The sequence below is a fragment of the Psychrobacter sp. T6-1 genome, from assembly GCF_052258445.1.
Map to the genome: position 1 here is coordinate 1 of NZ_JBQQFC010000065.1, position 11,075 is coordinate 11,075.

9 protein-coding genes are annotated in these 11,075 nt (G+C 47.0%); 2 read left to right on the plus strand and 7 right to left on the minus strand.

The features are described from left to right. From ACTXGO_RS05670 to leuS, 5 genes are all read right to left on the minus strand, one after another. Positions 1-1,280: ATP-binding cassette domain-containing protein (locus tag ACTXGO_RS05670; protein ID WP_443573657.1), on the minus strand; the 1,280-nt coding region annotated here is incomplete at its 3' end. 63 nt (positions 1,281-1,343) lie between these two features. After that, positions 1,344-2,738, minus strand: coding sequence for an efflux RND transporter periplasmic adaptor subunit (locus ACTXGO_RS05675; RefSeq protein ID WP_443543456.1), 1,395 nt, complete (start codon positions 2,736-2,738; stop codon positions 1,344-1,346). Between the two features lie 257 nt (positions 2,739-2,995). Next, complete coding sequence (gene holA, locus ACTXGO_RS05680) at positions 2,996-4,024, minus strand: DNA polymerase III subunit delta (RefSeq protein WP_443573659.1); 1,029 nt, start codon at positions 4,022-4,024, stop codon at positions 2,996-2,998. A 21-nt stretch (positions 4,025-4,045) separates the two neighbouring features. After that, positions 4,046-4,720, minus strand: a complete 675-nt coding sequence (locus ACTXGO_RS05685) for an LPS-assembly lipoprotein LptE (protein WP_435950412.1) — start codon at positions 4,718-4,720, stop codon at positions 4,046-4,048. Between the two features lie 65 nt (positions 4,721-4,785). Next, on the minus strand, positions 4,786-7,494 hold the full coding sequence (leuS, locus tag ACTXGO_RS05690) for a leucine--tRNA ligase (RefSeq protein WP_443573661.1): 2,709 nt from the start codon (positions 7,492-7,494) through the stop codon (positions 4,786-4,788). A gap of 168 nt (positions 7,495-7,662) precedes the next feature. On the opposite strand from leuS, the gene ACTXGO_RS05695 reads away from it, so the two are divergent. Both ACTXGO_RS05695 and ACTXGO_RS05700 read left to right on the plus strand, forming a co-directional pair. Next, positions 7,663-8,034 carry a Spx/MgsR family RNA polymerase-binding regulatory protein gene (locus tag ACTXGO_RS05695; protein WP_443573663.1) on the plus strand — a complete coding sequence of 124 codons (372 nt, stop codon included), beginning with the start codon at positions 7,663-7,665 and terminating at the stop codon, positions 8,032-8,034. A 123-nt stretch (positions 8,035-8,157) separates the two neighbouring features. Next, a complete protein-coding gene (locus ACTXGO_RS05700) occupies positions 8,158-8,517 on the plus strand; it encodes a hypothetical protein (RefSeq protein WP_435950415.1) in 360 nt (119 codons plus the stop codon). Between the two features lie 69 nt (positions 8,518-8,586). On the opposite strand, the gene argB is transcribed toward ACTXGO_RS05700, so the two are convergent. Together argB and ACTXGO_RS05710 are read right to left on the minus strand one after the other, a co-directional pair. Beyond that, positions 8,587-9,498: an acetylglutamate kinase gene (gene argB / locus ACTXGO_RS05705; RefSeq protein ID WP_443573667.1), complete on the minus strand. Its 912-nt coding sequence runs from the start codon at positions 9,496-9,498 to the stop codon at positions 8,587-8,589. 50 nt (positions 9,499-9,548) lie between these two features. Continuing rightward, the coding region (locus ACTXGO_RS05710) for a phosphohexomutase domain-containing protein (RefSeq protein WP_443573665.1) at positions 9,549-11,075 on the minus strand (1,527 nt) is incomplete at its 5' end.

The window sequence follows — 11,075 nt, forward strand, 5'->3', positions numbered from 1 at the left end:
GCATTGTCATCGATGATGATATCTTGCGTGCGTTTTAAAATGCTCTGCTCATCAAAACCTTGACCTTGCGCTAAAGTCTCTCCGCTGACGTTGAGATAGTCTTGACCTACGCCGCTTATGCTCGCCGCTTCTTGTACGTTCCGATAGCGTACACTCATATTGCTATCGAGCTGCGGGCTGACGCTGACGACATAAGGTTGATTAGCGACTGCCTGCGCATCCTCAGGCGTGAGATTATCATCGTTATATTGGCGTCTGGGATCTCCCCAAGGATAGCCGTCTATTACGGTAATAGTATTGGTGCCTAAGGAGCTAATATTAGCTAGTATCTGTTCTTGTGAGCCTTTGCCTAGGCCGACGACAGAGACTACTGAGGCGATACCTATGATAATACCAAGCATCGTTAAAAGCGTACGCATCTTATGGGCGCGCATGGCAAGTAGCGACATTTTAAATGCCTCTAACAAGCGATCTATAAAGCTGGCAAGTTTACCTTTACGATGCGTATCGAGTATAGATTCTGGCTGTACTCTGTTGTCGACGGCTGATTGTTGATAGTGCTCGGTACGGTAGTCCTCGATGACGTAGCCGTCTTTGAGCTCAATGACACGCTCAGCCTGCTGCGCAAGACCTGGATCATGAGTGACCATGATGATAGTATGACCTTGCGATTTTAGCTCATGCAAGATAGCCATAACGTCCTCGCCTGACTTACTATCGAGCGCTCCGGTTGGCTCATCAGCCAAGATAATATCACCACCGTTCATCAGAGCGCGTGCAATAGAGACCCGCTGCTGTTGACCACCTGAGAGCTGATTGGGACGATTACCTACCTTGTCCGCTAATCCCAAATCTGAGAGTAGCTTTTCAGCGCGATTGCTACGAGCTTGCCCATCCATACCCGCATAAACAGCGGGCACAGCGACGTTATCTTGTGCACTAATATCACCTAACAGATGATAACGTTGAAAAATAAAACCAAAATGCTCACGGCGCAGCTTGGCAAGCTCATCGGCGTCCAAGCGACTAACGGGCTGACCATATATCAGGTATTCACCAGCGGTTGCTTGATCTAGGCAGCCTAAGATATTCATCAAAGTGGACTTACCAGAGCCTGATTGCCCGATGATAGCGACCATCTCGCCTTGATTGATAGTCAGGTTTATATCATGGAGCACGCGTATTGTCTGCTCACCGGCACGAAACTCTTTGATCAGACCCTTAACTTGCATCAAGGGCACATCTGCTGTGTTATTAGCGCTGGGTGTGATGGGATCCATGGGTACGACGACCTATATTTATCAGATATAAAAATGCGATGTAGGAGTAGATAGCATCAAGCCCTAAAAGGGACGTCCGCCTCTACCGCCTTGGCTACCCTCTGCTTTTTCTTCACCCAAAACAACTTCGTCGCCTGCGCTGAGTCCACTCAAAATCTGCGCATTAACGCGATTGTTAATGCCAACGGTAACGCGTTGTTCAACGACTTCGCCATTGTCCTTGAGTACGCGAACCATGCCAGCGCTGGTTGAGGCGTTATCAGTAGTATTAGCATCCGCACGCGCTCTATTTTTGTCATCATCGCTACGCATATCAGTGTTGTCAGAGGAATCAGCAGGTCTTTTGCTGGCGCTGGCAGGTTGTAGAGCCGCCGAAGGAATAAGCAATGCATTCTTGGCTTCGTTGACAATGATATAGACCTGTGCGGTCATATCAATGCGAAAGCGGCGCTGGGTGTTTGGTACCTCTATGTAGCCGACATAATAAATAGCAGCATCAGTGGAGCTGGTGTCACTGATATTCTCTGGCGCAGGTTCAATAGCCTTTAGAGTAGCGTCGTACTTTTGGTCAGGATTACCAATAATATTAAAATAAACTGGCATACCCGCTTGGACGTTGATGACATCAGCCTCAGAGATTTGCGCGTTGATACGCACGGTTGATAGGTCAGCTAGGGTGACGATAGTCGGCGCGGTTTGATTGGCATTAACCGTAGTACCTTGCTCAGTGGTGACCGAGACCACTGTACCTGATATAGGCGCGCGAATCGTTGTGTAGCTCAGATCCTCCTCAGCTGTACTGACGTTAGTTTGCGATTTGCGTAGCGCGGCGCGCTGACTGTTTATGTTAGCTTGGGTGGTTGCAATAGCGGCATTGGCCGTGTCGATAGCGGCGCGTGCATTGGCGACGGCAGCTTGTGCGGTCTCAACACGAGTGGCTTGGGTATCATACTCTTGCTGGGATATTGCATCGATTGCGACTAAATCTTGCAAGCGAGCAAAGTCAGACTGGGCCTGTTTAAGCTCAGACTGACGGCTGGCAAGATCAGCGTAGGCGCTTTTTAGGCCTGCTTCACGGCTTAAGGCCTCCGCTTGCGCACTTTGCAATGCCGCTTCACTCTGCTCAAGGCTTGCCTGCTCATTGCTCAGATTATTATTTTGTGTCACTTGGTCGATTTGAGCGATGAGATCGCCTTGTTGTACTTCATCACCCACCTCAACATAAAGCCGGGTGACTTCACCTGAAACCTGTGCTCCGACATCAACGGTATTTAGAGCTTTGACCTTACCTGACGCCATGACGTTGTTTTCAATATCGCCAACATAAGCACTTGCAGTCAAATAATTAGGCGCCTCCTCAGTGGGCTTCAAAAAATTATAAGCTATAGCCGCTAGAGCGACGACAACTAGAGCAATAACGCCCCATTTGATAGCGGTTTTCTGGTTCAGTTTGGCCATGATTTAATCCGATTGCAGTGATATCAGGTGCAGCTTGTGAGTATAGCTATAGTAAAGGCTCTATTGGCAAAATGAAACGGTAATTAGTTTGCGAAAGGTTAAGGGGGTATAAACCTAGAAGGTGAGAGGAGTCGTTTAGAGACTAAATTGACGTAATGACTGAGCTACATATAAGTAAAAACAGAGGAGGTATTACGGATAAGAGATTACTTACTGATTAAAGGCAATCTGTTTGTTGAAGGGTATTTGTATTTAACCTATGAAAACAACCTTTGCCCTGACAGCTCAAGCGATGCTTGTAATAAGAGCTCCCAAGCAGGCTGACGAACCAGACCTTTGATTGCCTGATCTGAGCGATAAAGGAGCGCAGGCCAAGCTGCGGTCGTCTCTCTTGAGTGACGGCGGCAAGCTTGCTGGTAGAGGCTTTGTTTGCTGCGCCAGATACCTAAGCTCTGAGGGTCTTGACCGTCCATCAATTGCATTATATGTCGCATATCTTTACTGATTGCCCAAAGTACCAAGGTCGTCGGCTCATCAGTCGCTCTAAGCTGAGCTATAATTTTGACCACTTGAGAGGTGTGACCTGCCAGCATCGCATCTGACAAATCAAACACACTAAACTGCGCGTCGCTCACCAGCGCTGCCTGCAAATCACCGATATCTAGCGCAATACCGTCACCTTGTTCTGCTAGCTGCGGCGCAAACAGGTAAGACAGTCGCCATAAGGTCTGGTAGGCGCTTAGCAGGTGATGTTCGGTATGTGACATAAGAAGCTGCCAGGCGTCTTTTGATAGTTTTAGACCAAACTGTTTTGCTTGGATTTGTAATAACTGCTGGCGGGCACGCTCGTCATAAAAGTTGCAATCGATGATATGACCATACTTAGCAAAAGGGGCGAACCATTTGCTACTTTGCGCGCGCTTGTCTTGTTTTGGCGTCAGCCAGAGCAGGCTGTTACTATGCACGCCTGTTTGTGCGTCTGTCGCAAAACGCTCAAGCTCGCTAATGATGGCTTTATCAGGCTTGTGATTGCCAGTCACGATAATCGCGCTGGCATCATCAAACAACGACTGGCTACCTAATTCTGAGAGCACTTCTTGCCAAGTTTTGACAGATATCAGCTCGATACGTTTGATAGCATAATTCTGTGCGCGCCACTGCACCCGCAGGGCATCAATAAGCCATTGATGAAGCAGCGGCTCATCTCCATGCGCAAGCCATAGCCCTGCAACCTGAATATCAGGCTGCAATAATTTAGGATAGGCTTGTATAAAGGACTCTTGCATAAGGGAATCAGATTATTAATCTTAAGGGTTTGGCGTTGTTATCTCTGGCGTGACAACGATAGGGACTCTAGAGTTTTCTATCACCTGCGAGGCCGTTTGATTGGCAGTAGGTGCGACTTTAGGTAGACCGATGGCGACGTACTGATCAGTGATACGCTGCGCTAGGCTGTCGTATAACCAGTCACGAATTTGGCTGCCCTGCTGATCATCGGTGCTGACCGAAGCCTCATTATATTGGTAGCTGCGCTCTACTTGAATTGGGTTAGACAAGGTTATTGGCTGTCCGTTTTGCGTTGTCTGATAAGTGACATCCGCAGATAGCACTAAACGAATCTCAGTCAACACGCCAACTAGCTCATAACGGCGAAAACGCACATTGTTAACAGCAATGGTGGCGATTTCGCCAGAGGCATTATTGATATCGCCGGTGTTTTCTATGATCGTCATCCCATCGACAACATTAACGCCCAAGGCTTCTAAACGCCGCGTAAGTGGCAATTTTAGAGGAAATGAGATGCGGTTGTCTTCAACAATAATAGCCGTTTTGGGCGCTTCAAAACGCAGCGGCGCCTCAAGACCGCGTAGCTGAAAACCGCAGCCGGTTAAGACCCCTGCTGCTCCGAGCATAGCAAACATCGGTAAGCTGGCAAGAAGGGCAGACGCAAGCTTGTTTTTGCCTTGTTTTCGCATGGACATATATCCTTGTGTGCTGTTATAAGCCTTTACTATTTAACCAACCAAGTTGCTAAGCCAGTCAGTAGTTAGCCGGCTACTACAATGTTAACCAGCTTATTGGGTACGACGATCTCTTTTTTGATATCACCAGTGATGAATTTAGCGACGCTTTCAAGCTCGCGAGCTTGCATTTTTAGAGTCTCAGGATCACTGTTGGGTGGCACGTCCATTCTACCGCGTACTTTACCATTGACTTGCACGACCATAGTGACCGTATCTTGCACCAGAGCGCTAGCATCGACAGCAGGATAGTTCAGGGTCTGAGTATCAAGACCTAGTTGCTCAAGCAAGTGCTCGCCAACGTGCGGCGCGTAGACCGATAGCATAATCAGCAAATCAACAAGCGCTTCATGCTGTACTTGTAAGTCCTGCTCACTGCTGGCTTTAAAACTGGCAAGCTCGTTGGAGAGCTCCATAAGGCTAGATACGGGCGTATTTAGTGCTAAGCGCTCGCCTAAATCATTATCAATTTTGCCAATGGTCTCGTGCGTCTTACGACGTAGACTTTTGGCCTCTTTACTCAAACCCTCTACGTTTAATGCCGTAGTATTAAGCGTGTTTAGCTCTAAGCCTGCTTGTGTTAGCGCCTGCATATGGTCGCTGGCAATACGCCAGACTTTTTTGACGAAGTTATAAGGGCCTTTGAGCGCATCATCTGACCATTCAAGCGTTTGATCGGCAGGAGCGGTAAATAGTGTGTACAAGCGTACCGTATCCGCGCCGTATTGATCGATAGTAGTTTGCGGATCGACGCCGTTGTTTTTGGACTTGGACATTTTTTCTATTTTGCCGATAGTCACAGGCTTGCCGTCCGCCTTTAACGTGGCTTTGATCGGTTGACCGCGCTCGTTGTAATCGATATTGACATCGTCTGCAAAGTAATAAGTGGTACTGCCGTCGCTATTGACACGGTTAAAGGTACCCGCGAGCACCATGCCTTGAGTCATCAGATTGGCAAAGGGCTCGTCGCCTGATACCAAGTTTTCATCGCGCATCAACTTATGAAAAAAACGCGCGTAGAGCAGATGCATGACCGCATGTTCGACGCCGCCGACATACTGATCGACAGGCAACCATTTATTCGCCGCCGACTTGTTGACCATGTTTTGATTATCATTCGGGCTAGCAAAGCGCGCATAGTACCAGCTCGATTCGACAAAGGTATCAAAGGTATCGGTCTCGCGCTCAGCAGCATTGCCGCATTTAGGGCAAGTAGTATTGACAAACTCAGGAATATTTTTGAGTGGGTTGCCGCGACCATCAGGGACGACATTGGTCGGTAGTACTACTGGCAAATCTTGTTCTTCGACAGGCACTGTACCACAATGCTCACAATTGACCATCGGAATAGGGCAGCCCCAATAGCGCTGACGCGAGACGCCCCAATCACGCAAACGATACTGTATTTTTTTATTAGCAAGCTCTTGTGGTTCAAGTTTGGCGAGCATAGCATCAAAGGCTTGCTCAAAATCCATACCATCGAACTCGCCTGAATTGACTAAAGTATTGCGCTCGGTATAAGACAGATTGACATCGATGCCATCAGCTTTTGCCGCAGCCTTTAAAGCATCAAAATAGCCCTCGGGGGTATTGATAACTTGTTTGATCGGCAAATCGTACTTGACTGCAAATTCATAATCACGCTCGTCGTGAGCTGGCACCGCCATGACCGCGCCTGAGCCGTAACTCATGAGCACGTAATTGGCGACCCAAACAGGCACTTCCTCGCCCGTTAACGGATGGGTTACCGTAAGTCCTGTATCCATACCGATTTTTTCGGCTTTGGCTAGATCAGCTTCGGCGACAGAGCCTTTTTTGCATAGCGCATTAAACTGGGCAATGACTTCATCATTTTCAGCAGCGTACTGTGCTAAGGGATGCTCGGCAGCAACCGCAACATAAGTGACGCCCATGAGGGTATCGGGACGAGTGGTAAAGACGTCTAAGGTGTTGTCTTGACCCTCGATCTGATAAGGAAAGTGCACCTCCATACCGGCACTACGACCAATCCAGTTGCGCTGCATAGTCAGCACTTCTGCTGGCCAATGACCCTCTAGCTGATCCAAATCATCGAGTAACTCATCGGCATAATCGGTAATGTTGAAGTAGTACATCGGAATGTCGCGCTTTTCAACGGGCGCGCCGCTTCGCCAGCCTTTGCCGTCTATGACTTGCTCGTTGGCCAGCACGGTATTGTCAACGGGATCCCAGTTGACGGTAGCAAGCTTTTTATACACAAGCCCCTTTTTGTACAGTTGCAAAAACAACCACTGCTCCCACTGGTAATACTCTGGGCTACAAGTGGCAAACTCACGTGACCAATCAACCGATAAACCAAGTAGTTTGAGCTGCGCGCGCATGCTTTCGATATTGGCAAACGTCCACTCGGCCGGTGGGGTCTTGTTGGCAATTGCAGCGTTTTCAGCAGGTAAGCCAAACCCATCCCAGCCCATAGGCTGCATAACCTCAAAACCCTTTAGACGGTAATAGCGGCTGAGTACGTCAGAGATTGTGTAGTTACGCACGTGTCCCATATGTAGCTTGCCACTAGGATAAGGGAACATAGAGAGCATGTAGCGGCTGGGCTTGTCGCTTGGTTCATTGCTCACTTCATAACGTTTGTCCGTGGCCCACTTAGCTTGCTGCGCCGCTTCTATAAGCTGCGGCTGATAGTGATTGTTATCGTTTTGGTTGTCAGTAGAAATGGTTTGGTCTGCGGTTACGGCGTTGTTCATAATTGGCTCAAAGTTGAATATTTTAATAAAAATTTAGATACGCTAGAATAGCGCAAATCGGCTAAAAATGCGATGGGGCAGCGTAATAATAGACTTATCATAAATAAGTGCTTACCCTTATAAAAATCGATAATAAAATTACTGATCATAAAAACCTTAGGAATAACTATGACCCTCACCATTTACGGTATCAAATCCTGTAGTACTATGAAAAAAGCGTTTGCTAAACTCGATGAATTGAGCGTTGATTACAGTTTTCACGATTATAAAAAGCAAGGTGTGAATAAAATAAACGTACAACGCTGGGTCGATGCTTTAGGGATAGACAAAGTACTCAATAAACGCGTCACGACATGGCGCAAATTGACCGATGAGCAAAAAGAGGCTGCAGATGCCAGCATCGATGACGCGATTGATTTGCTAGTGGCAAATACCAGTATGATTAAAAGACCAATAGTAGAGGGTCAGTTTGAGGGTCGATCAGTACTGCTTTGCGGCTTTGATGAAGAGGTGTTTGATAGGCAGTTTAGTAAACCCTAGTTTTAGATTATAAAATATAGCACTCATATAGGCTGTTTTATGATAGATTTACAGATATAAGTTGGCTGTTTGCATATCATAGCTGAAAATATAATTAGAATCATAACTGACAAGGATGACATAATGAAAAATCTACTTTTACTCCCTATGCTGGCAGTGCTCCCCTTGATGACCATGAACGCACAAGCGGCAGATTCCTCGACTAAGATTACCTTTGCCGATAACAGCTATTGCGGCAGCTTCACTGGTAATATCAAAGACGGTAAAGAATTTCGTTTGTGGCTGATGGCCAATCAAAATTTAGTCATCCGCAATGTCGGTGACGATCAGATCAGCGTGGCTTATGTCACAGGACCTAATGGACGACTAAGTGGCGATCGTTATGACAATGAAAACTCGTATTTTACTGAGCGCAAAGGTAATCATCGCATGAAGGTATATGGCAATAGCAGCCATAGCTCAGTTGAGTTTTGTGCGTATTGATTTAAAATTAACCTTCCAAAAAAGCCCAAGTGTTATAAGCTTGGGCTATCATCTTTATAGTAGAGGGGTTTAGCTCATTGCCGCATCAATTTCACGACTGATTAAGGTACCGACGCCTTCATTGGTAAAGATTTCGAGTAAGGTGGCATGAGGCACGCGACCATCGACGATAACGGCACTTTTGACACCGCTACGTACCGCATCAAGCGCACACTGAATTTTGGGAATCATACCGCCTGAGATGGTGCCATCATCGATAAGGGCGTCGACCTTTTTGGGCGTAAGCCCCGTGACCACCTCGCCATCGCGGCCAAGTACGCCTTTGATATTGGTCAGTAGCATAAGCTTCTCCGCTTGCAAAAATTCAGCAACTTTACCGGCGACTAGGTCAGCGTTAATATTATAAGTGTTGCCTTCAGAATCGACCCCAAGTGGTGCAATAACGGGGATAAAGTTGGAGGAGATGAGCATATTGATGACGTCTTTATTGACGCTGACCACATCACCGACAAAGCCCAAATCAACAGGAACTTGCGAGCCATCTGCGCCAACTTTACTCATGACCAGCTTTTTGGCTTGGATGAGGTTGGCATCCTTGCCCGTCAAGCCAATAGCGCTGCCGCCATGCTTATTAATGAGACTGACAATAGATTTATTGACACGACCGCCCAACACCATCTCTACGATATCCATGGTGCTCTTGTCCGTAACGCGCATACCATCGATGCGATCAGATTGACGACCTAGCTCTTTTAACAAATTATCGACTTGCGGGCCGCCGCCATGGACGACGACAGGATGCATGCCGACGGTTTTGAGTAAAACAATATCGCGCGCAAATGAGCTTTCAAGCTTGGGGTCGGTCATCGCATTGCCGCCATATTTGACTACGATGAGCTTGCCGACGAAGCGCTGAATGTAGGGCAGTGCGGTAGTCAAAACCTCAGCGGTGTTTTTGGCATCGTTCAAATTTAGAGACATCATATACTCCTAATCGGCATCTTAAATACAGATGCTTTTATTAAAATGGGTTACTCAGGATAAATGCTAGCAATTTGCTTGGCTAAATCTTTATCAATCCACTCGCAGAGTGTCACAAAATGCGCTTGAATGGTCTTTAGATCGCCGCTGCTATCCGCTGCAAACCGCACCGTTAGACTATGACTGGTATTGGATTGACGCAGTACACCAAAACCGCGTGCAAAATCTAAACGCACTCCATCGATACAGGTAATCTTAGTACCCTTGGGCAGTAACTCTTGCGCTTGATAAGTCGTTATGCGCGGCAGACAGCAGGTATTATTACATCTAGCGGCTGTGCATAAAGGGTTTTGATGAGCTTTATCATCATTGCTATTGTTGTTATCTAAAAGGCTAGTGTCGTCAATAACCGTATTCACTAAGCATTGCAAATAGTGACAGTGCGTCGCTAAGCGCTTAATGATAGAGCACTCTGGTACCTTATCTATCATAGGTAGATAATGATCCGAGGTAATGACAATACTTGGAAGCTGGCTGGTAATATCTGTTAAGCGATAAAGAGTAGTGCGGTTTACAGGCGCGCCCCAAGCGTCAAATGCAGGCGATAAAGTATGATTGTGCTCTGAGGTATATGCAAGCCAATGCAGTAAGCGCAGGCCTGCGTACATCGCATCATCATAAGCGGTAAAATAGCCATCATTAAAGATAAAATGTCCTGATAACTCCCCTGCAAATATAATAGGACTATTATCAGAACGTAGCCGTTCACGCATAAAGCCGCTACCGGTTCTACTGATAACGGGCGCAGCGCCCAAATCCTCTAATAAAGTAGGCAGGTGATGTGAGCATTTAACATCGAATAATACTTGCGGTGTTGGGGCATAGCTTTTATGAGTTAAATGATGCTCAGTTAAGTCAGGGTTGATATTCGCCTTTGAGCGCTCAGTAATGGCCACCCTTGCCAACAGGTAAAGCAGGTGATCTGAGAGCACCACCTTACCGCGATCATCGACAATCATTAGCCGATCACCATCGCCATCAAAAGCAAGGCCGATATCAGCTTGATTAACGATGACCATCTGTTGCAGCTGTGCTAAGCGATTGGGCTCGGTAGGGTCAGGATTACCCATCGGAAACGTGCCATCAGGGGTATCATTGATAATAATGACTCGCGCACAAAACGTAGTAAAAAGTGGTGCGGCGATGCGACTGGTTGCGCCGTGCATACAGTCGATGACAATAGTCATATCAAGCTTTGGCTTAGCAGATTTTTTAACTGCTTTTGATGGGTGTTTTTGAGTATGAATGTCAGAAAAAACACCTTGAATGGCTTCAATATAAGGCGTCGCTACTGCATCAGTAGGAAGGCTAATAACAGCAGGCGTTGTATTTAGACGAGTATCGTCATGGATAGCAGCAGAGTGTGACAGATCTTCAAAAAGCGCATAGATATCTGTTTCGCTAGGAGAGGCGTTACCGCATAACCATTTGACGCCCAGAGTGTCTTTGGGAGAATGGCTGGCGGTGACCATGATGCCATGACCGTCATACTGCTCTGTCCAAAAGGCCATCATAGG

What these genes read in the sequence shown, in the direction of transcription:
- leuS (WP_443573661.1), bottom strand. Translation starts at nt 7,494, where the DNA reads ATGAACAACGCCGTAACCGCAGACCAAACCATTTCTACTGACAACCAA.
- ACTXGO_RS05685 (WP_435950412.1), bottom strand. Translation starts at nt 4,720, where the DNA reads ATGTCCATGCGAAAACAAGGCAAAAACAAGCTTGCGTCTGCCCTTCTT.
- argB (WP_443573667.1), bottom strand. Translation starts at nt 9,498, where the DNA reads ATGTCTCTAAATTTGAACGATGCCAAAAACACCGCTGAGGTTTTGACT.
- ACTXGO_RS05695 (WP_443573663.1), top strand. Translation starts at nt 7,663, where the DNA reads ATGACCCTCACCATTTACGGTATCAAATCCTGTAGTACTATGAAAAAA.
- ACTXGO_RS05700 (WP_435950415.1), top strand. Translation starts at nt 8,158, where the DNA reads ATGAAAAATCTACTTTTACTCCCTATGCTGGCAGTGCTCCCCTTGATG.
- holA (WP_443573659.1), bottom strand. Translation starts at nt 4,024, where the DNA reads ATGCAAGAGTCCTTTATACAAGCCTATCCTAAATTATTGCAGCCTGAT.
- ACTXGO_RS05675 (WP_443543456.1), bottom strand. Translation starts at nt 2,738, where the DNA reads ATGGCCAAACTGAACCAGAAAACCGCTATCAAATGGGGCGTTATTGCT.